Below are 23,157 nucleotides of genomic sequence, written 5' to 3'. Positions count from 1 at the left end.
GCGTCCCCAACCTCATCGGGCAGTACCACTAGGGAGCCCAGACGACCCGGTGCTCCTCCAGATGGGAGAGCACCGCGTGGTTCGCCTCCCAGCCGTCCGGGAACTTCACCGTGACGCCGAGCTGCACCGGCTCCGTGGACGGGTGCTCGTCAAGGAGCTCGGAGACGCCCGCCCGGCACACCACGACGCAGGCCTGACGGTGGCGCGAGGCCAGCACGCAGAGCCGCCCCGTCTCCAGATGGAAGGCCGTCGCGTCCGGGCGGCCCGACAGGGGGTGGAGCACGACCGTGACATCGAACTCCCGGCCCTGGAGCCGGTTGGCCGTGTCCACGGTCACACCTGCGACACCCAGCTCCGCGAGGGCCGCCCGGACGGCCGCGGCCTGGTCGCGGTGTGCCGTGCCGACGGCGAGGCGGTCCGCGGTGAGCGGCACCGGGTCCGGCGAGCGCTCCGATACCGACGCGCCTCCGCGGTCCAGCAACCGCCGGACCACCAGGGCCACGGCCCGCACCGCCTCCGGATCCGTGCGCGGAGTGTGCCGGGCGGGCAGTTCCAGCAGGCCCCAGCCGGACTCGGCCGCCTCGTCCAGTACCCGGTCGGGACCGGAGCCGTCCGACGGGACCCCGAACGCCAGCCGTCGGTCGCCCGCTCCCGTGCCGCTGCGGAAGGGCGTGTACGGGTAGAACGCGCCGGACACCAGCGGCGCGGCCGACGCCGGCAGCCGCCAGGACACGGGCAGCCGGTGCTGCGGCAGCTCCGGGTTGTGGGCGAGCAGAGTGGACACCGCGCTCGCCGACGGGTCGTACGACAGCCCGGCCCACTGCTCGGCCCCGACGACGGAGAACGGGTCGAGCTGCCCCGGGTCTCCGACGAACAGGGCCCTCTCGAAGAGTCCGGCCACCGCGAGCAGCGCATCCGAACGCATCTGGTACGCCTCGTCCACGATCGCGTGCCGCCAGGGGTCCACGCCCTTGACGTGCGCCCACTTCGCGGCGGTCGAGATCACCACGTCCAGCCCGTCGAGCTCGCCCGCCTTCGCCGACTTCCGTACGTTCGGCAGCCCGTCGAGCGCCTTGTCGTACGGATCAGCGTCGTTGCTGTGCAGCCTGCCGACCGGGAGCTCCGGCTCCTTCTCCGCGAGCCGCAGCACGAGATCGTCCACCTGGGCGTTGGTCTGGGCCACGACCATCAAGGGGCGGCCGGCCGAGGCGAGTTCCAGCGCCGCCCGCACCACGAGCGTCGACTTCCCGGCGCCCGGAGGGGAGTCCACGACGACACCGCGCGCATCTCCGTGGAGGGTGTCCTCCAGGATGGCGGCGGTGGCGCGGGCAGCCTCCGAGGCGGGGTCGAACAGCGGGATCACGGTCCCCGTCACAGCAGGTCCTCCGGTGTCACGGCGTCGGCACTCTCGGCGGCGTCGGTACGCGGCGGACCGCCGTGCGTCCACGGCGTGTCCTCCGGCTCGGGCAGCTTCGGCCCGCCGCGCTGCTCGTGCTCGAACAGCGTCCAGGCGACGGACTCGCCCGCCTCCGGCACCGACCCCTCAGCCGGGTCCCTGGACCGGCCCATCCGGTCCAGCAGCCGCAGGACGATCGCACCGTCCTCCTCGTACCGCACGAACTCGGCGCACTGCGGCTTGCCGTCCAGCGAGCGGTACGCCTTCACACCGACGCCCAGATGGGGACCGTCGTCCGTACGCACCGTCAGCAGCGGCCGGGGCGAGGGGCGTTTCGATTCGGACCAGGCCATGACCACATCGGTGACCACGCCGACGAACGCCTCGCCGGCGAGCCGCCGCCCCGCCAGCACCAGCGGATCGTCCAGCGCCTCCTGCGCCTCCAGCTGTGCCTGGGCCGTCTCACGCGCGGCCAGCTTCTGCGCGGCACTCACCGCGTCGTCCCTGCGCGGTTGCGGGGGCTCGCCCGCCCGCACCCGGTCACGGTGGCCGGTGAAGGACCACCGGTCGCGGGTCCAGCGGTCGGCGACGTGCGGGCCCTCCGGCAGCTCCCGGACCAGGTCGATGCCGTCCCACACCGCGTCCCACGTGGGGCGCAGCACTCCCCGGAGCAGTGCGCGGATCTCCCGCTCGGCCGAGGTGAGCCGGGCCAGCTGCTCGTCGGCCGCCGCACCGTCCTCGGCGGCGGCGAGTGCCTGGCGGGCCCGGTCGTACAGCTCCATCGCGGGCGCGAGGAGCTTGTTGTCGAACGCCGGGTCCGTGGCGGGACCTGCCGGCGGGCACACCAACTGGCCCCCGCGGTCGCGCTCCACCTCCGCCCGGAGCGCCGCCTCGGCGCCCGACGCGCCCTCCGGCGGGGCGATCCAGGCGAGCAGCGCACCGAGGTGCTTGTCCTCCAGGTGGGACTGCCCGGTCGCCCAGTGCCGGCCGAGCAGATCCGTCATCGCGAGCAGCAGGGACGAGCCGGGCACCCGCGCCCGCTCGCCGTAGTGCGTCAGCCAGCGCCCGAGCAACGGCACCCGCGGGGGCGCCGGGTAGGGGCTGTCGGGGTCCTGCTCGGCGGTCCGCCGGAACCGCATCGACCGACCGAGGAGGCGCACGAAGTCGACGCCGGGCCTGCTCGGCACGATGAGCTGCGGCGCGTCCGCGCAGAGCTCCACCTCGACCTTGACCCGCTTGCCGGTCTCCGGGTCCGTCTCGTTCCGCTCGGCGGGCTCCACGTCGTCGGCGTACCCGTCGAGGTACGGAAGGAGCGTCTCCGCCAGCTCGGCGAGGAAGGCGAACCGTAGCTCCCGGTCCCTCGGCTGGGCCACGGCGAGCAGACGCGGCGACTCCCGGTCCGTGCCCACGAGCGCCCCGAGCGGGGCACCTGCCTCACCTGCCGTGGTCAGGGGGACGAACACCAGCGGGCGGGGCGAGAGGTGCCGGTGCCGCACGGTCGCGAGCGGCTGGGCCCGTCCGCTCTCGACCGCCTCGAGCCGGGCGAGCGTACTGATCAGCGACATCCCGGCCCCCTCAGGACGGCGTCCGTCACCCGGCCCGCGCCCCTCGCGTGGGAGCCGGCCGCTGCGCACCCGGGCCTTGCACCCCGGCCAGCGCCGGCGGTGCCCCGCCTCCTCGTGGTCCGGGGCGGCTCCCAGCCGCGGTTCCGCCGACCGCTCACCCCGATGCGGGCCGTCATGCCGTCCCCCGGCCCGCGACCGCGTCCTCTCGGGCGGCCGTACCCGGCGCCTGCGTGCCGAGCGCACCCGCGCCCAGCGCCTCCGCGCGGAGGCGCGCCGCACGGCGCAGCGCGGCGACCGTGGGGTCCGCCGGGTCGCCCCATTCGCCGCGCGCCGCCGAGAGGACCTCGGCGACCCCGGTCAGTCCGCCCAGCTCGCCCCGCACCGCCCGGCCCAGGGACTCGACCGCGCCGGCCGTACGGGCCCGCTCGCGGCAGTGGAAGGCGAGTTCACAGGCGGACAGGCATTCGGGGGCGTAGGTGGAGGGGACCGACTCGACCGCCGACGCCAGTTCGCCGGACGAGCAGGACTCCACGTCGAAGCAGACCCCGTCCGGCAGCGCCGAGGCGATCTCCTCGACCCGGGTCAGCCGCGCCAGCTGCCTGCGCGTGACGGAGAGCTGCTTGCGGACGTCGACGGCCGAAGCCGTCGGCAGGTTGGAGAAGTCCTTCGGGCAGACCAGCAGCACGGAGTGGTCCACCGACGCGTCCTTCGTCAGCGCCGCCACCCGCTCCAGCGCCAGTACGTACACCGCGGCCTGGCGGGCCGCGGCGCCGACCTTCGACGCGTCGGCGGAGCCGTCGACCATCGGGAAGGACTTGATCTCCACGACCGTCCACCGGCCGTCGGGGTGCACGACGACCGCGTCCGGCTCGAGGTACGCCGGTGAGCCCGCGACCTCCAGCGCGAGCATCGGGTGGTCCAGCAGCGTCCAGGCCCCGGCTCCCGTGGCCTCGCGCAGGGCCAGTGCGGTGCGCGCCGCGCGTCCCTCCGGCCCGGCCGCCGTCAGATCGGGAACGACCGCGCCGTGCGGATCGGCCACCCCGAGCAGCCTCAGCAGCTCCGTGCCGCCGTCGGCCTTGACTCTCGCCTCGAACGCGTTGCCCCGCATGAAGGCGAACTGGGACTGGCCGAACGTGGCGGGCGAGCCCAGTGCCCGCGCGAGCGCCGCCTTGTCCACTCCCGCGCCGTCCAGCAGCGCGCGCCGCTTGCACCCGGGGTTCGCGGCGAGCGCCGCCAGCGCCCGGGCGTCGAGCGGATGTGGCGCGGCGGACGGCCCGCGCAGCTCGGCCAGCCGCTGCCGGAGTGCTGTCGCCGGCGCCTGTGGGAGAGGTCCGCTGTCGAGGGATGTGCTCACCCGCGGAAGTCTCGCATCCGCCACCGACAACGGGGGAGCGGTTCCCGGACCCGGCGCCCCGTCGCAGGACCTCCCGCGCCCTGGCCGGCCCCCGTGGGTCCGTGCGTCGTCCCGCGTCAGGGCCGTAGGCCGACGTTCAACGTACGGTGTACGGGAGGGTCGAGCCCGCGCACCCCCGCCCCACCGCCGGGCGCCCGCCGGGACCGCCGGTGATGATGGACCCATGGCACCGCGCATAATCCTGGCCCGGCACGGCCAGACCGAATGGTCCCTGCTCGGCCGGCACACCGGCCGGACGGACATCCCGCTCCTCGACGAGGGCCGCCGCACGGCCAAGCTCCTCGGGGAGCGGCTGCACCGGCCCCCCTGGGACGGCCTTCCGGACGTCGAAGTCCGCACGAGCCCGCTCTCGCGCGCCCGCGAGACCTGCGACCTCGCCGGATTCGGCGACCGAGCGCAGGACTGGGACGCGCTGATGGAGTGGGACTACGGCGCGTACGAGGGCAGGACGCAGGCCGAGATCCAGGAGACGGACCCCGACTGGTTCATCTGGCGGGACGGCGTTCCCGTCGGGGTGGTGGGCGCGCCCTCACGGGGCGAGACCCTGGCGGAGCTGTCCGACCGCGCCGACCGGGTGATCGAGTCCGTGCGCTCGGCCGACCGTGACGTGCTGGTCTTCGCGCACGGTCACATCCTGCGCGTCCTGTGCGCCCGCTGGATCGGCGAGGACGTCTCCTTCGCGGCCCGTATCAAGCTGAGCCCGGCCAGTCTCTCGGTGCTCGGCTGGGCATACGGCGCCCCGGCGGTCGACCGCTGGAACGACACCGGCCACCTCGGCACCTGAACCGCTCTCGGACCCCGGGCCGGCGGCCCGCTCTCAGACCCGGGCGGCGGCCGCGGGCGCGGTCGCCGCGTGGCGGTCCAGGAACGACGCCACCCCCGCCGTGCTCCGGCGCGACCCGAGCACCCGGGCCGTGTCGTCGAGCATCGCCCGGATCCGGGTGGACTCGACATCGCCCTCGAGGGCGTCGAGCACCTGCTCGCCCACCGCGGCGGCCTCTGCGGGCGCGTCGGCGCGGGCGAGGTCCGCGGCGAGTTGGGCCCGGTACAGGGCGAGGTTGCGGGCGAAGTGCGGGTCCTGCAGCGCCGCCGCGCGGTGTGCGTGACGAGCGGCGCGGGGCCAGTCGCCGAGCGCCGACCAGCACTGGGCCTCCAGGGCCTGGAGTTCCGGCTCGCCGAAGAACGACATCCACTCCGGGTCCGTGTCCGAAGGGCCGCGGCCGAAGAGCGTGTGCGCGCGGGACAGCGCGCGCTCGCAGCCGGCGCGGTCGCCGAGACCGGCCCAGGCGCCCGCCTCGCGCAGCGTGAGCAGCGCCAGCAGCCGGTCCGAACCGAGCTGTCCCGCCGCGCGCTGTCCCGCCTGGGCGGCCCGGACCGCCTCACGGTGCCGGCCGGCGTCCCGGGCCAGGAAGGAGGTGTTGCAGAAGGCGTGCGCCTCCAGCGCCGTGTCGCCGGCGACGCGCGCGGTCGCCAGCGCCTCCGCGTAGTGGGAGCGCGCGTCCTCCAGCCGGCCCGAGTCATGGGCCAGCCAGCCGACGGAGATGGCGAGTTCGCCCGCGCCCGCGGCCAGTCGGTCCGCCGTCGAGCCGCGCGTGGTGGCACCGGCGTCGAGCAGCGCGTAGGCGGCGCGCAGCGGCTGCGCGGCCCTCTTGTAGAGCCCGTCCGCGCCGTGCCGGTCGTCGAGCAGCCGGATCTGCCGGACCGCGGCCTCGACGGCACTCGCCTCGGAGGCGCCGACCCGCTGCCGGGGCAGGTCGGAACGCAGGGCCTCGGTGCCGGGCAGGGGGCCGAACCCCAGGGACGCGGCCGCCACGGTGACGGTGCCGCTGGTCATGAACGCGCGACGTAGCACGTCGCTCTCCTCGTTGCTGTAGGTGCTGTTGGTGCTGTTGGTGCCGTTGCTGCCGTAGTACGGACCCGGGGGCCGTGGCGTTCGCCCGCGGGCCGCGCGGCCCCGTACCGTCTCGCGGGCCGAGAACCCCAGATCCGCGAGCGTCAGGCCCGGGAACATGTGGAGGAAGACCCGTTCGTAGGCGTAGTTGGGGCAGCGGATCTCGCCCGCCTCGACCCGCCCGATGTAGCGGGCGTCACAGGCGACCTGTTCGCCGATCTCCCGCGCGGCGCGCCGGACGAGCGCCGCGAACTCGCCGGGTGAGCGCTGTCCGCGCAACCGCCGGAACTCGAGGTTGGGAACTGCCCGTGACGACGCCATGGCCGAGCCCTCTCCTGTGCCACTCCCGGAGCCGTCCCGTCCGATCGGATGTGAGATGCCTGGCTCCGGCGGAGGAAGAACGTACCTGCTGTGACGGGTCCGGCACGCAGCGTTTGGCTACAAACGGGATATCTCACCCACGATCTGCCATGAACTGCCACCCTTTGCGGCGGCGTGCCGCCGTAGCCCTTGACGCCGACGGGCGTTGAACCATGCGGGGACGCGGTACGTGCCCCTGCTCGGCGAGGAGGGTTCCCTTGTTGGAGGTTGGCGTGGAGACCAGCGGCGGCTCACGGACGAGTGCCCAGCACCTGCCCACCCAGGAGTTCAGCGTGGCACCGGGCCCGGCCGCACCGGGTTGCGGCGGAGCCGATGAGCCCTGCGACCTGGTGACCGTGCCCGCCCGGCAGGGTCTCGAGGCGGTGGACATCCTGCGCCGCGGCGGTGCTCCCGTCGTCGGGCCCGTGCTCCACGACGGCAGCTGCGACACCCTCGGCTTCCTGGTGCCGCCCGGTACGGCCGCGGGCTGGGACATGCCCGGCAGCGCGTGTACGGAGACGTCGGGCCGCGGCATCCGGATCCCCGGCGCCTCGGCGGGTTCCCCGGTGGGCCCCGCCTCGGAGCCCTCGATGGCGGGCTCGGACTGGCTGCTGCCGCCCGGCGAGACCGACCAGGCTCCGCTCACGGACCCGGTGATGCTCCGCGAGGCCCTGGGGGAGGCGGCCCGCATGATCGAGGCCGCGGACAGCATCTAGGCCGCAACCAGGCGCATCGACCCGCAGGGGGGTGGCTCCCGGGGCTCTCCGACCCGCGTCGGCTGTCCGCACAGGGCGCTCTCTCCGGCCCGGGCCGGAGACGGTGACCGTCGCCCTGGGCCCCTTCCGCGACCGACGTACGCGTCCGCACCGGCGCGAGCCGATAATGGCCGTGTGGCGAGGAACAGACAGCGTGGGCGGTCCGGGGCGGCGGAAGGGGTCGTCGAGGCCGTGGACGGGGGCCTCGCCGAGCTGATACCCGACCGCGACCGGCCCCGCGGCTGGACGCTGCTGATCGACGGAGCGCCGCAGTCGCACGTCGACCTGGACGATCCCGCCCTGCTGACCTTCGAGTACCAGCGCCGACTCGGGCACGTCATCGATCTCGCCGCACCCGCCGGCCGGCCGATCCACGCCGTCCACCTCGGCGGTGGTGCTTTCACCCTCGCGCGGTACCTCGCCGCGACCCGTCCGCGCTCCACCCAGCAGATCGTCGAGGTGGACGAACGCCTCGTCCGGCTCGTCCGCGACCGGCTCCCGCTCGACCCGGGCGCCCGGATACGGGTCCGCTCCGCCGACGCCAGGGCGGGACTCGCCAGACTCCCCGACGGCTGGGCCGACCTCGTCATCGCCGATGTCTTCAGCGGTGCCCGCACCCCCGCGCACCTCACCACCGTCGAATTCCTGGCGGAGGTGCGCCGGGTGCTGAAGCCCGGCGGGACCTACGCCGCCAACCTCGCGGACGGTCCGCCGCTCGCCCATCTGCGCGGGCAGATCGCCACGGCCGCGACGGTCTTCCCCGAACTCGCCCTGGCCACCGACCCGACGGTGCTCCGCGGCCGGCGCTTCGGGAACGCCGTACTGGTGGGCTCGGACCGGACGCTGCCCGTCGCCGAACTCACCCGCCGGGTCGCGAGCGACCCGCACGCCGGACGGGTCGAACAGGGCAAGGCGCTCAGGGACTTCACCGGTGGCGCGGTCGCGGTGACCGACGCGGCCGCCAAGCCCTCGCCGGTGCCGCCGCCCGCCGTCTTCCGCTGAGCCCCGGCGCAGACGTGCCCGGCCTCGGCGCGGTACGCCGAACCCCGGCGCAGATGCGCCCAACCCCGGCCCCGGAGCCCGGGGACGAGGGTCCAGGGCTCAGCGTTCCTCGATCGCGACGCGCGGTGCCGTGTCGTGCCAGGTGCAGAAGACGTCGATCTCCCGGCCGTTCCGCGAGAACGTCACCCGGATGTAGGTCGGCTGCTTCCAGATCTGCATCGTCCAGCTGCCCGAAGGGGTCGCCGACACCAACTCGGCCGAACTGGGCCCGATGTCGAACGCGACCCGCCCGCCCTCGACCGTATAGCTCTTCACATTGCCCGAAGGCGGCGGTGACCAGGGGCTCTTGCTCTTGCCCGGGGTCGCCGCCGGCTGCTCGGCCGGCGGCGTCGCCGACGGAGAACCGCCGCCGGACTCCGGCTCGTCCTCGGACGAGGGCGTCGGCTCCGGTGTGCCGGGGTCGCGCGTCGACGACGTCCCGGGTGCGGAGACCTGCGGGGTGCGGGCGTCGGCCGTGATGGGCAGGGCGCGCGGCCTGTCGTACGCCGTGCCCGCCATCACCGTGTGCACACCCCACCACGAGAGCGTGACCGCCGCGCCCGTGGCGAGCGACCACGCCATGGCGTGTACGAGTCCTCTCCGCATCCGGGCCATACTGCACCACGCCCACGGTCCCTGTCCCAGGGGGACTCCGTTACTCCGGATGGCGTACGGTGCCGCCCATGGCAAGTGTGCTCGTGGTCGAGGACGACCAGTTCGTGCGCTCCGCCCTCATCAGGCACTTGACCGAGGCCTCCCACACCGTCAGGAGCGTCGGGACGGCCCTGGAGGCGCTGCGCGAAGTCGCCCATTTCCGGTTCGACGTGGTCATTCTCGACCTCGGACTGCCTGATCTCGACGGGGCCGAGGCGCTCAAGATGCTGCGCGGCATCACCGACGTGCCGGTCATCATCGCGACCGCGCGGGACGACGAGACGGAGATCGTGCGCCTCCTCAACGACGGCGCGGACGACTACCTCACCAAGCCGTTCTCGGTGGAGCACCTGTCGGCGCGGATGTCGGCCGTGCTGCGCCGGTCGCGCGCCGCCGCGGGCGAGGCCCCGCCCAGCAGGGTCATCCAGGTCGGCGGCCTGTCCATCGACCCGCTTCGCCGGCAGGCGGAACTGGACGGCAGCCGGCTCGACCTGACCCGGCGCGAATTCGATCTGCTGGCCTTCCTCGCCGGGCGTCCGGGGGTCGTCGTGCCCCGCAAGGAACTGCTCGCCGAGGTGTGGCAGCAGTCCTACGGCGACGACCAGACGATCGATGTGCATCTGTCCTGGCTGCGGCGGAAGTTGGGGGAGACCGCCGCACGCCCCCGCTATCTGCACACCCTCCGCGGTGTCGGCGTGAAACTGGAGCCGCCGAGATGAGATGGGCCCTGGTCAGAGTCTCCCTGGCGGTCACCACAATGGTCGTGCTGGCCTTCGCCGTACCGCTCGGGCTCGTCATCCAGGAGATGGCCAGGGACCGGGCGTTCTCCAACGCCGAGCGGCAGGCCGCCGCGATCGGTCCGACGCTGTCCATCACCACCGACCGGCGCCAGCTGGAGCGGGCCGTCGCCTCCACACAGGCCGGGGCGGCGGGGCGGATGGCCGTTCACGTGCCCGCCTCCGACGAGACCGGCGGTCAGGATCTGGAGATCGGCACCCGGCGGGCCACCGTCAGGGACCTCGCCACCACCCAGCGGATCGGCCGCGCCTCCATCACGGACGTCACGGACGGTTCCGCGCTGCTCCAGCCCACCGCGCTGAGCTCGGGGAAGATCGCCATCGTCGAGGTGTACGTCCCGGAGGACGAGGTCGGGAACGGCGTGACGACCGCCTGGCTGGTGCTCGCGGGCGTCGGCGTCGCGCTCGTCGTCGGCTCGGTCGCCGTCGCCGACCGGCTCGGTGTACGGATGGTGCGGCCCGCCCAGCGGCTCGCGGGCGCCGCGCACGACCTCGGCGAAGGGCAGTTGGGGGCCAGGGTCCCGGAGGAGGGGCCCACCGAACTGCGCTCCGCCGCCGTCGCCTTCAACTCCATGGCCGACCAGGTCGTCCAGCTGCTCGCCAACGAGCGCGAGCTGGCCGCCGACCTGTCGCACCGGCTGCGCACCCCGCTGACCGTGCTCCGGCTCAACGCGGCCTCGCTGGGCACCGGCCCGGCGGCCGACCAGACCAGGGCCGCCGTCGAGCAGCTGGAGCGCGAGGTCGACACCATCATCCGTACCGCGCGGGAGGCCAAGCCTCAGACCCAGGCGACCGGACCGGGCGCGGGCTGCGACGTCTCCGAAGTCGTGCGGGAGCGCATGGAGTTCTGGTCGGCGCTCGCCGAGGACGAGGGGCGCAAGGTGCGCCTCGCCGGCGTGGACCGCCCGGTGCGCATCCCCGTGGCCAGGCCCGAACTCGCCGCGGCCCTCGACGCGCTGCTCGGCAACGTCTTCCGCCACACGCCGGAGGGCACCGCCTTCTCGCTGGACGTGCACAACGGCGACGACGCCGTGATCGTGCTCGTCTCGGACGCCGGCCCCGGCATCGCCGACCCGGAGGCGGCCCTGACCCGCGGCAACAGCGGTGCCAGGGACGGCTCGACCGGCCTCGGACTGGACATCGTGCGGCGGGTCGCCGAGTCGACCGGTGGCGATGTGCGCATCGGGCACTCCGTGCTGGGCGGTACGGAGGTCCGCATCTGGATCGGGCTCGGCCGTGCCGCGCAGCGCCCGCAGGGCCGGCTGGGGCACCGCACCAACCGGCGCAGGAAGGGCGGCTCCGGAAACCGCAGGGGCGCGGAGGTCTGACGCCGCAAGCGCGCTGGGAGGGAACCTTTAACCGCCTCCGATGCCGTCCTTAAGCGCACCCTAAGAACCCGGGCCGACGTCCGGATCAGGCGCTTTGCCCGATCCGTGGTCGCTAGCGTGCTGCCGCACCCCCCTTCCGTCACACAGAGGCAGGCACACGCGATGGGCAGCAGCACGCACCGGCGCAGGGCGAGCGGCAGAGCGAAGGCGATCGGCGCGGTCGTGGCCGCCGCGGTCGTGGTCGGCGCGGCGTTCGCGTTCACCGGGACGGCGCAGGCGGCCGCGGTGGGCGCCGCGTACACCAGGACCAGCTCCTGGGACGGCGGTTACACCGGGCAGTACGTCATCACCAACGACAGCGGCGAGGCCCGGTCCGGCTGGACGCTCGAGTTCGACCTGCCCGCGGGCACGCGCATCGGCTCCCTCTGGAACGGGGACCACACCGTCAGCGGACGGCACGTCACCGTCCGGCCGGCGAGCTGGAACAAGCAGCTCGCGCCGGGCGCTTCCGTCACCGTCGGCTTCGTCACCTCCGCGAGCGGCGAGGCGGGCGACCCGTCCGGCTGCCTCATCGACGAGGTGGCCTGTTCCCCCGGCGGCGGCGCCACGCCCCGGCCGAGCGGGCGCCCGACCGGGCAGCCGACGCCGTCCCCCACGGCGACCGGCACGACGAAGCCCCCGGCCCCCACCGCGACGGCCACTCCGTCGCCCACCGGCACGCCGACGGCCACGGTCACCGCCACGCCCCCGGCCGCCGGCGGCGCCGGGAAGTTCGCCCCGTACATCGACACCTCCCTCCACCCGGCCTACGACATGCTCGACACGGCCGCCCGAACCGGGGTGAAGGACTTCACGCTGGCCTTCGTCACCTCCGGCGGCGGCTGCGCCCCGCTGTGGGGCGGCGTCACCGACCTCGCGAACGACAGGGTCGCGGCCCAGATATCCGCGCTTCGCGCCAAGGGCGGCGACGTCAGGGTGTCCTTCGGCGGCGCGGCCGGCCATGAGCTCGCCCTCAACTGCGCCACCTCCGGCGAACTCGCCGCCGCGTACGGCAAGGTCGTCGACCAGTACGGACTCACCAAGGTCGACTTCGACGTCGAGGGCGCGGCGCTCCCGGACACGGCCGCCAACACCCGCCGCTCGCAGGCCATCGCGCAGCTCCAGAAGAAGCACCCCGGGCTGGACGTCTCGTTCACCCTCCCCGTCATGCCCGAAGGGCTCACCCAGCCGGGGATCGACCTGCTCGCCGACGCCAGGAAGAACGGTGTGCGGACCGACGCGGTCAACATCATGGCCATGGACTACGGGCCCGCGTACAGCGGCGACATGGGCACCTACGCGATCCAGGCGGCCACGGCCACCCAGGCCCAGATCAAGGGCGTCCTCGGTCTCTCCGACGCGGCCGCGTGGAAGACCGTCGCGGTCACGCCGATGATCGGCGTCAACGACGTCACGACCGAGATCTTCAAGGTCGACGACGCGGCCCAGCTGGTCGACTTCGCGAAGTCGAAGGGCATCGGGTGGCTGGCCATGTGGTCCTCGTCCCGGGACAGGCAGTGCCCGGGCGGGGCCCAGAACTCCGCCGACGCCACCTGCAGTTCGATCCTCCAGGAGCCGCTGGCGTTCACGAAGGCGTTCGCCGCCTACGAGTAGCCGCCCGCCCCGTGGCCGCGGCACCGGTGGGGTCCCCTCCCGCCCCACCGGTGATCCGCGGCCACGAAACCCCCCACGGCGCGCCCCGGCCGGTGACCCCCCACCCGGCCGGGGCGCGCGTCCTGTTGGGCGGTCAGCAGTCGGGGAGCACTCCCGTCCGGGCCAGCTCGCCGTACCAGTGGGCGCTGGACTTCGGGGTGCGGGTCTGGGTGTCGTAGTCGACGTACACGGCGCCGAAGCGCTTCCCGTAGCCGTACGCCCACTCGAAGTTGTCCAGCAGGGACCAGAGGAAGTAGCCCCGGACGTCGGCGCCGTCCGCCATCGCGCGGTGCACGGCGGAGAGATGGCCGTGGAGGTAGCGGATCCGCTCGGGGTCGTGGACGGTGCCGTCGTCGCCCGGCTTGTCGGGGTAGGCCGCGCCGTTCTCGGTGATCACGAGCGGCAGCCCGGGGGCCTCGCGGGAGTAGCGCATCAACAGGTCGTGGAGGCCGGTCGGGTCCACCGGCCAGCCCATGTCCGTGACGTCGCCGGGCGGTTGGTGGAAGGCGACCGCGTCGGCGCCCGGCCAGGGGGAGTGCGCGCCTCCGCCGTGGCCGTCGCTCCGCTCCGGAGTGCCGTCACTGTCAGTGGCGGCGGATACAACGGACGGTGAGTAGTAGTTGATGCCCAGCGAGTCGAGGGGGTGCCGGATGACGGCCAGGTCGTCACCGTGGACGAACGACCAGTCCGTGAGGCGTTCCGTGTCCGCGAGGAGGTCCGCGGGGTACGTGCCGTTCAGCATCGGGTCGGTGAAGACGCGGTTGGCCAGCGCGTCGATCCTGCGCCGGGCGTCGAGATCGGCCTCCGAGTCCGTCCTGGCCCTGACCGCGCTGGGGTTGATGCTCACGGACACCTGGCCGCGGGCGGGCAGAGCGGTGCGCAGCGCCTGGGCGGCCAGCCCGTGGCCCAGGTTCAGGTGGTGGGCGGCGCGGAGCGAGGCCACGGGATCCGTGCGGCCCGGGGCGTGCACCCCCGAGGCGTACCCCAGGAACGCGCTGCACCAGGGCTCGTTGAGAGTGGTCCACCGCTCCACCCGGTCGCCCAAAGCCTCGGCGACGATACGGGCGTAGTCGGCGAACCGGCGCGCCGTGTCGCGCTCGGGCCAGCCGCCGGCCGTCTCCAGCTCCTGCGGCAGGTCCCAGTGGTACAGGGTCAGCACGGGCGTGATCCCGTGGTCCAGCAGGTCGTCGACGAGCGCCCGGTAGAAGTCGAGTCCGCGCTGGACGGCCGGGCCCCGGCCGGTCGGCTGGACCCGCGGCCAGGAGACGGAGAACCGGTAGGCGTTGACTCCGAGTTCGGACATGAGCCGGACGTCGTCCGCGCGGCGGTGGAAGTGGTCCACGGCGACATCGCCGGTGTCCCCGTTCTCCACCTTGCCGGGCGTGTGGCTGAAGGTGTCCCAGATCGACGGCGTACGGCCGCCCTCCCGCACCGCGCCCTCGATCTGGTAGGCGGCGGTGGCGGTGCCCCACAGGAAGCCGGGCGGAAAGCTGACGGACATGGAGGAGCTCCCGATGTGTGCGAAGGAGGAAGGAGGTGGAGGCGGCGTCAGCCCTTGACCGCGCCCTGCATGATGCCGCCGACGATCTGCCGGCCGAAGATCACGAAGGCGATGAGCAGCGGCAGCGTGCCCAGCAGTGCACCGGCCATGATCACCGACTGGTCGGGTATGTAGCCGCGGCCCAGTCCGGTGAGCGCCACCTGGACCGTGGGACTGCCGTTCTGGGTCAGCGCGATGATCGGCCAGAAGAAGTCGTTCCACGCCATCACGAAGGTGAGCATCCCGAGCACCGCCATCGCCGGCCGGGCGGCCGGGAAGACCACGTGCCACACGACCCGCCAGCTGCTCGCCCCGTCCACCCGGGCCGCCTCGATCAGCTCCGTCGGCAGCGCCTCGCTGAGGTACTGCCGCATGAAGAACACCCCGAAGGCGCTGACGAGCGTGGGGAGGATGACGGACTGCAGCCGGTCGGTCCAGGACAGCTCCGCGATCAGCATGTACAGCGGGACGACGCTGAGCTGCGGTGGCACCATCATCGTGCCGATCACCAGCAGCATCAGGAGGTTCTTGAACCGGAAGCGGAGCTTGGCGAAGGCGAAGCCGGCGAGGGTCGAGAAGAGCACCGTGCCCGCCGCGATGGACCCCGCCACGACCGTGGTGTTGAGCAGCGCCGTGCCCATGTTGGCGTCGGTCCAGGCGATTTCGAGGTTCTTGAACAGGTTGCCGCCGAACCAGAAGGGCGGGGGCGTCTGGGCCAGCCGCGTGTTGTTGCGGGACGCCGCGATCGCCGTCCACACCAGCGGGAAGAGCGAGCCCAGGGTGAACACGATCAGCACGGCATGGGTGATGCGCCCGCCGTGCAGGTGCCTGCCGGCGCGGATCCGCGGGCGCTTGGCGGTGGTCGCAGGCCCGGTGATGGCCGGTTCTTCGGTGGTCTTCAGCACGTCAGCCCCTCAGGCGCTCTTGCGGAGCCGGCGGACGAGCAGCCAGTTCACCGCGCCGATCAGCAACAGGATCAGGAACATCGTCCAGGCGATCGCCGAGGCCCGGCCGAGATGGAGGTTCACCCAGCCCTGCTCGTACAGATAGAGCCCGAGCGTCTGGAACTGGTGGTCGGCGCCGCCCGTCGCCCCGGCGCCGCCGTTGAACAGCAGGGGCTCACCGAAGAGCTGCGTCGCGCCGATCGTCGACACGACACACGTGAACAGGATCGTCGGCCGCAGCGACGGGATGGTCACATGCACGAACTGCTGCCAGCGGGACGCGCCGTCGAGGGCGGCGGACTCGTACAGATCGTTCGGGATCGCCTGCATCGCCGCCAGGTAGATCAGCGCGTTGTAGCCGGTCCAGCGCCAGATGACGATCGTCGAGACCGCGATCTGGGACGTCCACTCGCCGTTCTGCCAGTCGACCGGATCGATCCCGGCGAGGCCCAGCGCCCAGTTGATCATCCCGTAGTCCCGGCCGAACATCAGGACGAAGACGAGCGTGGCCGCCGCGACGGACGTGGCGTACGGGGTGAGGGCCGCGACCCGGAAGAACATCGAGCCGCGCAGCTTGTAGTTGAGGAGATGCGCGATGCCCAGGGCGATCAGCAGCTGCGGCACCGTCGAGATGATCCCGATGGTGAAGGTGTTCTTCAGCGCGTTCCAGAAGAACTCGTCCTCGATCAGCCGCGAGAAGTTCCGCAGGCCCACCCACTCCATGTCCGTCGGCGCCGTCAGCTCCACCCGGTGCAGCGAGGCCCAGCCGGTGTAGAGCAGCGGGAACAGCCCGAAGGCCGCGAAGAACAGGAAGAAGGGGGCGACGAAGGCGTACGGGCTCCACCGCACGTCCCGCCGGTACCAGCGGCTCCGCCGCGCCCGGCGCCGCTCGGCGGCGAGGTCCCGGGCGGGGGGCCGCTGCGCCGGGGCCGCGCCCTCCTCCTTGGAGGGCGCGGTGGCAGCGGCGTCACTGGCCATGCCGGTCACTGGCGTCACCTGTCCGGTCACTGGTCCAGTGCGTTGTCGATGGCCTTCACGGCGGCGTCCCAGCCTTCCTTGGACGACCGGCCCTTCTGGTCCACCTGGAGCATGCCGACGTCGGCCAGGTTCTGGGCGATCACCAGGTCCTTCGGGCCGACGATCGTGACCGGGATGCCCTCCGCGGCCCGGGAGAAGATCTCGCCGATCGGCGCGCCGCCGAAGTAGTCGTGCTTCGCACCCGACACGGAGGGCAGCGAGTACGCCGCCTTGGCGCTCGGGAAGCTGCCGCGCTTCTCGAAGAGCTTCGCCTGCTGCTCGGGCGCGGTCAGCCAGGCCGCGAGCTTCGCCGCCTCGGTCTTGTTCCTGCCGGCCTCGGGCACGATCAGGAACGAACCGCCCCAGTTGCTGGGCTTCGGCGCGGGTGCGACGTCCCACTTGTCCTTGCCGGCCGCGCCGCCCTTGTCCTGGATGTAGCCGAGCATCCACGCCGGGCAGGAGACCGTGGCGAAGGTGCCGTTGGCGTAGCCCTGGTCCCAGGCGGGCGTGAACTGCTGCAGTTTGCCCGTCAGCCCCTCCGTCGCGAAGGCGGCGGCGATGTCCCAGGCCTCCTTCACGGCCGGGTTGGTCTTGTACACGACCTCGCCGTTCTCGTCGTAGAACCGCTTGGCGCTGCTACCGGTGATCGCGGCCATGACGCCGGAGGCGGAGTCCACGAACGCGGTGCCCTTGGGCGCCTTGGCCTTGAACTGCTTGCCGGCCGCAAGGTACTTGTTCCAGTCGCCGGCCCAGAGCTTGCCGACGGCCTCGCGGTCGGTCGGAAGACCGGCCTTGGCGAAGAGGTCCTTGCGGTAGCAGATGCCCTGCGGGCCGATGTCCGTGCCGAGGCCGACGGTCTTGCCGTCCTTGGACGTGGCCTGTGCCCACTTCCACGGCAGGAAGGCGTCCTTGCTGACACCCTCGGCCTTGCCGAGGTCGACGAGCTTGTCCGCCTGGGTGGCCGTGATTTCGGCGATGTTGTTGACCTCGACGGCCTGGATGTCGGCCAGACCGCTGCCGCTGCCCAGGTGGGTGAGCAACTGCGGGTAGTAGTTCTCGTTGCGCTCGATCGAGGTCTGCTTGATCTCGATGTTCTTGTTGAGCTTCATGTATTCGTCGTAGAGCCCGGCCTCCTTGAGCCCGAAGGCCCCGAAGACCCCCACGGTGATCGTGGTCTTGCCCTTGCCGCCGCCCCCGCCGTTCGCGGAGCTGCCGCCCGGTTCCTCGCTGTCCTCGGCACAGCCGGCCAGCAGCCCGGCGCCGAGCGCCGCTACGACCGCCAGGATTACGGTCCTGCGCATTGCGTCCTCCTAGTGCCCTGACGTGCCGACCCCCCGGCCAACTCTCACGGTGCGCCCATCGGTTGGAGCTGCGGCTCGGGCGGGGAACGTGCGGGTTCTGAATGAGTCAGGTACGGTGGGAGCGCTCCCATACGTGATGGCTTGAAGGGTCGCGGCTCCCCGCAGGGGTGTCAAGGCTCCCGGCGCGTAATGTTCTGGGGCAGGGAGAACGGGAGGCGGATCATGGTCGATCGCCGGAATGCCGGTTTCCCCGTGGGTGGTGGGGCACGCACGGCCTCCCGCGGAGGGACCAGGACTTCGGGCCGCAGCGGGGGCAGACCGACCCTCGAGGAGGTCGCCGCACGGGCCGGCGTCGGCCGTGGCACCGTCTCCCGGGTGATCAACGGCTCGCCGCGGGTGAGCGAGGCGACCCGGGCCGCCGTCGAGGCGGCCGTCGCCGAACTCGGCTACGTACCCAACCGCGCCGCCCGGTCGCTCGCCGCCAACCGCACCGACGCCATCGCGCTCGTCGTCCCCGAGCCCGAAGCACGGTTCTTCGCGGAGCCGTACTTCTCCGACATCGTGCGCGGGGTCGGCGCCGCCCTCGCCGACACCGATATGCAACTGCTGCTCACCTTCGCGGGGTCGGACCGCGAACGCCGCAGACTCGCCGACTACCTCGCAGCCGGCCGGGTGGACGGCGTGCTGCTGGTGTCGGTGCACGCCGACGACCCGCTGCCCGACCTGCTGGAGCAGTTGGGGATCCCTGCCGTCATCAGCGGCCGCCGCTCGGCGGCCGATCCGCTCGCCGCCGTCGACTCCGACAACACCGGGGGCGCCCGCGCCGCCGTCGCCCATCTGCTGGCCCGGGGCCGCCGGACCATCGCGACCATCACGGGGCGGCTCGACGTCTACGGTGCCCAGTGCCGCCTCGACGGCTACCGCGACGCACTCGCGGAGTCGGGCGCGGTCGTCGACGAGCGGCTGGTGGCGCCGGCCGACTTCACCGAGGAGGGCGGCAGCCGTGCCATGCGCGCCCTGCTGGACCGCTGTCCCTCGCTGGACGCGGTCTTCGCCGCCTCCGACGTCATGGCCGCCGGCGCCCGCCAGGTCCTGCGCGAGGCCGGCCGCCGTATCCCGGACGACGTCGCCCTGGTCGGCTTCGACGACTCCGCGGTCGCCCGCCATATGGACCCGGCCCTCACGAGCGTCCGTCAGCCGATCGAGGAGATGGGCCGCAGGATGGCCGGCCTCCTCCTTCAGGAGATCGCCGACCGCAGCGGACCGGAGCGGCCGAGGATCATCCTGCCGACGGAGCTGGTGGTCCGGGACTCGTCCTGACGGCGGGCCCGGCGACGGCACGCCGAAGCCTGTGCCGACTCCGACTCGGATTCCGACTCGGCCGCGCCACCAGTCGCCCTCGTCCGCCAGGACCCGCTTCAGCCAGCCGTGCAGCTCCCCGGCGACCCAGAGCCGCTCGTCGGTTTCGTGGTCCCAGACGAAGACGTCTGTGCGCGGAGGGGTGCGGACGAAGGCGAACCGGTCGCCACCGCCGTTGTCGCCGAAGAGCATCAGCGGATCGAAGGGCTGGTAGAGGTCGGCGAAATCCGGTGCGGTGCGGAACAGGACGTTGTCCGAGATGATCCGCTCGGCGCTCCAGACGCCGTCGGTGCCGTACTCGTCGCGGACACCGTCGCACTCGCGGAGCAGCGCGGCGAGTTCGTCGGGCAGCGGTTGGCCCAGCGCGCGTACGGCTTCGGCCGGCAGCCCGTCGGATGCCGGCCCGCCCGGTTCCGCGTTCGGCACCGGGCCCAGGGTCCACTCGCGCCGCATAGGCGATCCCGTCAGGGGCCCGAGCCCCGGGCGAGGGTGGTGAGGAGTCCGCGGCTCCGCACCGCGGACGATCCTCCGCCCGTCGGCCGGGGCGTCGCGCGAAAGGACCCGCGCATGACCAAGGGCCGATCCGTGTGTACGGATCGGCCCTTCGTCGTTCAGGGTGAGTGACGGGACTCGAACCCGCGACATCCTGGACCACAACCAGGTGCTCTACCAGCTGAGCTACACCCACCACGACCGGTCGTTTCCCCGACCGGCCGAGAAAAAGTGTACAGGGTCCGGGAGGGTGCTCGCGCCCGCGTTTACGTCGGCCCGGCGCGTGCCCCGCGTGCGCGGCGGGACGGGCAGCGCGACCTGGGGCGTACGGGCCCGTGCGGCCGCGCGGCACCGGTCCGGGCCCCGGTGCGGCGCGAGACCCGTGCGGGGACGCCGGGGCCAGGCGCCCGTGTCACCGTACGGCCGCTCCACGCGGATGCCGGCGCCGGCGTCCCGCGGAGACGTGGGCACGGAGGTCGCGTGTGCGGGCGCGGTACGGGTCCGTGCACGACGGCAACGGCCCGGAAAGCGGGGCGCGGGCATCGGGATCCGTCCGCCGGATCCGGGCATGGGCGCCTGGGTGCGACGGTCACGTCGCACAGCCCCCGAGTCCCGTCACACAGCCCCGGGCCTCCGGAGCGGGAAGCCGGGCAGGAGTGGAGGGTGGCAGGGACGCCGAGCCCACCGCCCCCGGACACACGCGCGCCGGGCGGGCAGTCGTCGCTGCTCCGCCCGGCGGGTGCGGGGTTACTGGGCCGCCGGCACCACGTGGCGCGCCGCGATCGTCTTCGCCGTGTCGGAGTCCGGGCCCGGCTGGGGGACGAAGATCGCCTCGCGGTAGTAGCGCAGCTCGGCGATCGACTCGCGGATGTCGGCCAACGCCCGGTGGTTGCCGTTCTTCTCGGGACTGTTGAAGTACGCCCTCGGGTACCAGCGGCGCGCCAGCTCCTTGACCGAGGAGACATCGACGATCCGGTAGTGGAGGTACTCCTCCACCTTCGGCATGTCTCGGAGCAGGAAACCGCGGTCGGTGCCGACCGAGTTTCCGCACAGCGGCGCCTTCCCCGGCTCCTTGACGTGCTCACGCACGTACGCGAGGACCTGCTCCTCGGCGTCGGCCAGGGTCGTGCCGGCCGCGAGTTCGTCGAGGAGGCCCGAGGCGGTGTGCATCTGCCGCACCACCTCGGGCATGGTCTCCAGCGCCGCGTCCGGCGGGCGGATCACGATGTCCACCCCTTCACCGAGCACGTTCAGTTCCGAGTCGGTGACCAGCGCGGCCACCTCGATGAGTGCGTCGTCGGCCAGCGAGAGCCCGGTCATCTCGCAGTCGATCCACACCATGCGATCGTTCATGCGTCCTACCTTATGGCGCACTCCGCTGGCCGGGGAGCGCCGGACGCCCTGGGGCGTAGGAGTCCGAGCCCGGCTTGCCCGGTTCCGGAGATCCTGGGGACGCACCCGTGCCGGCCGGGGGCCGTCTCGTGTGCCCAGCGGATGCCTGGGCGGGTACGACGTGCTGATCCGCCGCCGACCCCACCGGATCGCCCTGCGGACGCCGGGCCCGGTAGGCGGCCCGGTAGGCGGCCGGGGAGGAACCCAGTTGGCGGCGGAAGTGCCCGCGCAGCGCCACCGGCGAGCGGAAGCCGCACCGGCCCGCGACCTCGTCGACTGAGTAGTCGGAGGTCTCGAGCAGCCGCTGCGCCTGCAGCACCCGCTGGGTGATCAGCCACTGCAGGGGAGCGCTCCCGGTGAGCGAGCGGAACCTGCGGTCGAAGGTCCGCCTGCTCATGTACGCACGGGCCGCCAGGGTCTCCACGTCGAACTGCTCGTGGAGGTGTTCCAGCGCCCAGGCCACGACCTCGGCGAGCGGGTCGGAGCCGATCTCCTCGGGTAAAGACCTGTCGAGATAGCGCTCCTGCCCGCCGGTGCGCCGCGGCGGGACGACGAGCCGGCGGGCCAGTGCCCCGGCGGCCTCCGCGCCGTGGTCCGTCCGCACGATGTGCAGACAGAGGTCGATGCCGGCCGCGGTGCCGGCGGAGGTGAGGACGTCGCCGTCGTCGACGAACAGCTCCCGCGGGTCCACATGGACCGACGGATAGCGCTTGGCGAGCGTCGGCGCGTACATCCAGTGCGTGGTCGCCGGGCGGCCGTCCAGCAGCCCCGCTGCGGCCAGCACGAACGCCCCTGTACACAGCCCCACGATGCGGGCGCCCTCCTCGTGGGCGCGGCGCAGGGCGTCGAGCGCCTCGGGTGGCGGTGGTGAGGTGATGGACCGCCAGGCCGGCACGACGACCGTGCCCGCTCTGCCGATCGCCTCCAGCCCGTACGGCGCGGTGAGTTCGAGTCCCCCTGTGGTCCGCAGGGGGCCCTCCTCACCGGCACACACGAGCAGCCGGTAGCGGGGAACTCCGGCATCCTGGCGGTCGATTCCGAACACCGAGAGCGGAATGGAACTCTCGAAGATGGGACCGCCGCTGAACAGCAGCACCGCGACGACTTCCCGGCGGCGGCGCCCGGACAGCTTCCTTACGGCCTCCGGCGCGGCGGAGTCCTGACTCATGACGCTAAGCCCCCCTCGGTGTTCGCGTCTCCCCGTTCTTGTCGGGCCTGTCGCTCCTGCACGTTTCCCCTCGGTTTTGCACGAGTCCCCAGCCTTCGATACTCATGATCGAATCTACTGCGTCCCGTGGTGCCGGCGTGACAAGTTCCGGAACCGGCACATTGTCGACAAGGCAACTTGGCGCGAAGCATTCGATCACGAAGCGTTTCATCCGGAGGGCGCGCAGGGAAGTGCGCGACGCATGCATGGCCCATCCCCGTAGGGTGCGAGCGGTGCGTGCGGTCCTTTCCTCCCTGGTGGCACGGGGGTTGACGGGCCATTTCTCCAAGGAACGCCCGAGCAGACGAAGTTGGCTGAAAAGCTACGGGTCCGTGCGTGCGAATCCGTCAGCCCCGAGGCCCGCCCCGTGCCCGACGCGCGCCGCCCCGGCGTCCTCGCGGCCCCGCGGGCCGCGGCGTTGCCCGCTCGGACCGGCGCATCAGCGCCCGGCAGGCGCCGATCACGGCGGCCAGGCCGGCCGCGACCGCGGCGGCGCCGCCGACGGATGTGCCGTATGCCACAAGGACGACCGGGACGACGGCGCAGCCGAAAGTTGCCCATCGAACCACTTCGTCCGCGGCGTCGCCCGCCGGGGCGTGCGAGGCGGCGCTCGCCGGCTTCTCGCGGCCGTCGCCGGCGGATCGGGGGGCGAAGCCCGTGCGCTCGGCCCTCCGGCGGCTCCTTCCGGGTGCCGCGGGGTCGGCCGGAGCGGGGTCGGCCGCCGGGCGTGCGGCCGCCGTCCGCGGCGCCCTCCGGCGTCCCCGTGCGGGAGCCCGGCCGGGGGCGGGTGCGGAGGTGCGGGCGGCCGGGGATGCGGGCACGGAAACTCCTGGTGGCGGGCGTGCGGGGGAGGTGCGGGGGAGGTGCGGCGGGGATGCGCCGGTGTGCGCCGGACGTGGCGGGTCCGTCTCGTCGGTGGGCGACGAGAGGCCAACGAGGAAGGGTGCCTTCCGGTCACTGCCGCGTCTTCTTCTTGTGGCGGCTCTTCGGGGACCGCCGCCCGTCTGCGGAC

18 protein-coding genes, 1 tRNA gene and 1 pseudogene are annotated in these 23,157 nt (G+C 73.1%); 7 read left to right on the top strand and 13 right to left on the bottom strand.

Features of this window, described 5'->3' with window-relative positions; all coding sequences use genetic code 11:
* Positions 1-28: 28 nt before the first annotated feature.
* From BLT82_RS13205 to BLT82_RS13195, 3 genes are all read right to left on the bottom strand, one after another.
* Positions 29-1,375 carry an AAA family ATPase gene (locus tag BLT82_RS13205; RefSeq protein WP_093654198.1) on the bottom strand — a complete coding sequence of 449 codons (1,347 nt, stop codon included), beginning with the start codon at positions 1,373-1,375 and terminating at the stop codon, positions 29-31.
* Entirely contained in the window at positions 1,372-2,961 is a 1,590-nt protein-coding gene (locus tag BLT82_RS13200) for a hypothetical protein (RefSeq protein WP_093654196.1), read from the bottom strand. Before BLT82_RS13200 ends, BLT82_RS13205 begins: the two co-directional genes overlap by 4 nt.
* 172 nt (positions 2,962-3,133) lie before the next feature.
* Positions 3,134-4,315 carry a hypothetical protein gene (locus BLT82_RS13195; protein ID WP_244291945.1) on the bottom strand — a complete coding sequence of 394 codons (1,182 nt, stop codon included), beginning with the start codon at positions 4,313-4,315 and terminating at the stop codon, positions 3,134-3,136.
* Between the two features lie 223 nt (positions 4,316-4,538).
* Here BLT82_RS13195 and BLT82_RS13190 point away from each other — a divergent pair, with 223 nt between their 5' ends.
* Entirely contained in the window at positions 4,539-5,159 is a 621-nt protein-coding gene (locus BLT82_RS13190) for a histidine phosphatase family protein (protein WP_093654194.1), read from the top strand.
* A gap of 33 nt (positions 5,160-5,192) precedes the next feature.
* On the opposite strand, the gene BLT82_RS13185 is transcribed toward BLT82_RS13190, so the two are convergent.
* Positions 5,193-6,587, bottom strand: a complete 1,395-nt coding sequence (locus BLT82_RS13185) for an NsdA family TPR-like regulatory protein (protein ID WP_093654192.1) — start codon at positions 6,585-6,587, stop codon at positions 5,193-5,195.
* Between the two features lie 272 nt (positions 6,588-6,859).
* Here BLT82_RS13185 and BLT82_RS13180 point away from each other — a divergent pair, with 272 nt between their 5' ends.
* Entirely contained in the window at positions 6,860-7,342 is a 483-nt protein-coding gene (locus tag BLT82_RS13180) for a hypothetical protein (protein ID WP_093654190.1), read from the top strand.
* Positions 7,343-7,516: 174 nt separating this feature from the next.
* Positions 7,517-8,383, top strand: coding sequence for a spermidine synthase (locus tag BLT82_RS13175; RefSeq protein WP_093654188.1), 867 nt, complete (start codon positions 7,517-7,519; stop codon positions 8,381-8,383).
* A gap of 99 nt (positions 8,384-8,482) precedes the next feature.
* On the opposite strand, the gene BLT82_RS13170 is transcribed toward BLT82_RS13175, so the two are convergent.
* Positions 8,483-9,037 (bottom strand): hypothetical protein, encoded by a 555-nt coding sequence (locus BLT82_RS13170; protein ID WP_093654186.1) that lies wholly within the window; start codon positions 9,035-9,037, stop codon positions 8,483-8,485.
* 68 nt (positions 9,038-9,105) lie between these two features.
* Between BLT82_RS13170 and BLT82_RS13165 the strand changes: the two genes are divergently transcribed.
* The 3 genes from BLT82_RS13165 to BLT82_RS13155 all read left to right on the top strand — a co-directional run bounded on the left by BLT82_RS13165 (position 9,106) and on the right by BLT82_RS13155 (position 12,854).
* Positions 9,106-9,795 carry a response regulator transcription factor gene (locus BLT82_RS13165; protein WP_093654184.1) on the top strand — a complete coding sequence of 230 codons (690 nt, stop codon included), beginning with the start codon at positions 9,106-9,108 and terminating at the stop codon, positions 9,793-9,795.
* Positions 9,792-11,201: a sensor histidine kinase gene (locus tag BLT82_RS13160; RefSeq protein ID WP_093654182.1), complete on the top strand. Its 1,410-nt coding sequence runs from the start codon at positions 9,792-9,794 to the stop codon at positions 11,199-11,201. Before BLT82_RS13165 ends, BLT82_RS13160 begins: the two co-directional genes overlap by 4 nt.
* A 162-nt stretch (positions 11,202-11,363) precedes the next feature.
* Positions 11,364-12,854, top strand: coding sequence for a glycoside hydrolase family 18 protein (locus tag BLT82_RS13155; protein ID WP_093654180.1), 1,491 nt, complete (start codon positions 11,364-11,366; stop codon positions 12,852-12,854).
* A 133-nt stretch (positions 12,855-12,987) separates the two neighbouring features.
* Here the strand turns inward: BLT82_RS13155 and BLT82_RS13150 are convergent, their stop codons facing one another.
* Genes BLT82_RS13150 through BLT82_RS13135 form a run of 4 tightly spaced genes read right to left on the bottom strand, consistent with a single transcriptional unit; the run spans position 12,988 to position 17,695 of the window.
* On the bottom strand, positions 12,988-14,394 hold the full coding sequence (locus tag BLT82_RS13150; protein WP_093654178.1) for a GH1 family beta-glucosidase: 1,407 nt from the start codon (positions 14,392-14,394) through the stop codon (positions 12,988-12,990).
* A 47-nt stretch (positions 14,395-14,441) separates the two neighbouring features.
* Positions 14,442-15,338, bottom strand: a complete 897-nt coding sequence (locus BLT82_RS13145; protein ID WP_093654176.1) for a carbohydrate ABC transporter permease — start codon at positions 15,336-15,338, stop codon at positions 14,442-14,444.
* A 9-nt stretch (positions 15,339-15,347) separates the two neighbouring features.
* Positions 15,348-16,355, bottom strand: coding sequence for a carbohydrate ABC transporter permease (locus tag BLT82_RS13140; RefSeq protein WP_093654282.1), 1,008 nt, complete (start codon positions 16,353-16,355; stop codon positions 15,348-15,350).
* Between the two features lie 26 nt (positions 16,356-16,381).
* Positions 16,382-17,695, bottom strand: coding sequence for an ABC transporter substrate-binding protein (locus tag BLT82_RS13135; RefSeq protein ID WP_093654174.1), 1,314 nt, complete (start codon positions 17,693-17,695; stop codon positions 16,382-16,384).
* 252 nt (positions 17,696-17,947) lie between these two features.
* On the opposite strand from BLT82_RS13135, the gene BLT82_RS13130 reads away from it, so the two are divergent.
* Positions 17,948-19,015, top strand: coding sequence for a LacI family DNA-binding transcriptional regulator (locus BLT82_RS13130; RefSeq protein WP_093654280.1), 1,068 nt, complete (start codon positions 17,948-17,950; stop codon positions 19,013-19,015).
* Between the two features lie 108 nt (positions 19,016-19,123).
* Here BLT82_RS13130 and BLT82_RS38680 read toward each other — a convergent pair.
* The 4 genes and pseudogenes from BLT82_RS38680 to BLT82_RS13110 all read right to left on the bottom strand — a co-directional run.
* A pseudogene (locus BLT82_RS38680) lies at positions 19,124-19,507 on the bottom strand (SMI1/KNR4 family protein); the annotation flags it as partial.
* A 162-nt stretch (positions 19,508-19,669) separates the two neighbouring features.
* Positions 19,670-19,742 (bottom strand) — tRNA-His (locus BLT82_RS13120).
* Positions 19,743-20,293: 551 nt separating this feature from the next.
* Positions 20,294-20,899 carry an oligoribonuclease gene (gene orn, locus BLT82_RS13115; protein ID WP_093654172.1) on the bottom strand — a complete coding sequence of 202 codons (606 nt, stop codon included), beginning with the start codon at positions 20,897-20,899 and terminating at the stop codon, positions 20,294-20,296.
* A 10-nt stretch (positions 20,900-20,909) separates the two neighbouring features.
* Entirely contained in the window at positions 20,910-22,106 is a 1,197-nt protein-coding gene (locus BLT82_RS13110) for a GlxA family transcriptional regulator (RefSeq protein WP_093654170.1), read from the bottom strand.
* Positions 22,107-23,157 lie beyond the last annotated feature (1,051 nt).

The sequence above is a fragment of the Streptomyces wuyuanensis genome (assembly GCF_900103455.1).
In the GTDB taxonomy this organism is placed as follows: domain Bacteria; phylum Actinomycetota; class Actinomycetes; order Streptomycetales; family Streptomycetaceae; genus Streptomyces; species Streptomyces wuyuanensis.
This window is presented reverse-complemented; position numbering and strand designations above follow the sequence as displayed.

What these genes read in the sequence shown, in the direction of transcription:
- BLT82_RS13200 (WP_093654196.1), bottom strand. Translation starts at nt 2,961, where the DNA reads ATGTCGCTGATCAGTACGCTCGCCCGGCTCGAGGCGGTCGAGAGCGGA.
- BLT82_RS13190 (WP_093654194.1), top strand. Translation starts at nt 4,539, where the DNA reads ATGGCACCGCGCATAATCCTGGCCCGGCACGGCCAGACCGAATGGTCC.
- BLT82_RS13185 (WP_093654192.1), bottom strand. Translation starts at nt 6,587, where the DNA reads ATGGCGTCGTCACGGGCAGTTCCCAACCTCGAGTTCCGGCGGTTGCGC.
- BLT82_RS13170 (WP_093654186.1), bottom strand. Translation starts at nt 9,037, where the DNA reads ATGGCCCGGATGCGGAGAGGACTCGTACACGCCATGGCGTGGTCGCTC.
- BLT82_RS13165 (WP_093654184.1), top strand. Translation starts at nt 9,106, where the DNA reads ATGGCAAGTGTGCTCGTGGTCGAGGACGACCAGTTCGTGCGCTCCGCC.
- BLT82_RS13160 (WP_093654182.1), top strand. Translation starts at nt 9,792, where the DNA reads ATGAGATGGGCCCTGGTCAGAGTCTCCCTGGCGGTCACCACAATGGTC.
- BLT82_RS13155 (WP_093654180.1), top strand. Translation starts at nt 11,364, where the DNA reads ATGGGCAGCAGCACGCACCGGCGCAGGGCGAGCGGCAGAGCGAAGGCG.
- BLT82_RS13150 (WP_093654178.1), bottom strand. Translation starts at nt 14,394, where the DNA reads ATGTCCGTCAGCTTTCCGCCCGGCTTCCTGTGGGGCACCGCCACCGCC.
- BLT82_RS13140 (WP_093654282.1), bottom strand. Translation starts at nt 16,355, where the DNA reads ATGGCCAGTGACGCCGCTGCCACCGCGCCCTCCAAGGAGGAGGGCGCG.
- BLT82_RS13135 (WP_093654174.1), bottom strand. Translation starts at nt 17,695, where the DNA reads ATGCGCAGGACCGTAATCCTGGCGGTCGTAGCGGCGCTCGGCGCCGGG.
- orn (WP_093654172.1), bottom strand. Translation starts at nt 20,899, where the DNA reads ATGAACGATCGCATGGTGTGGATCGACTGCGAGATGACCGGGCTCTCG.
- BLT82_RS13110 (WP_093654170.1), bottom strand. Translation starts at nt 22,106, where the DNA reads ATGAGTCAGGACTCCGCCGCGCCGGAGGCCGTAAGGAAGCTGTCCGGG.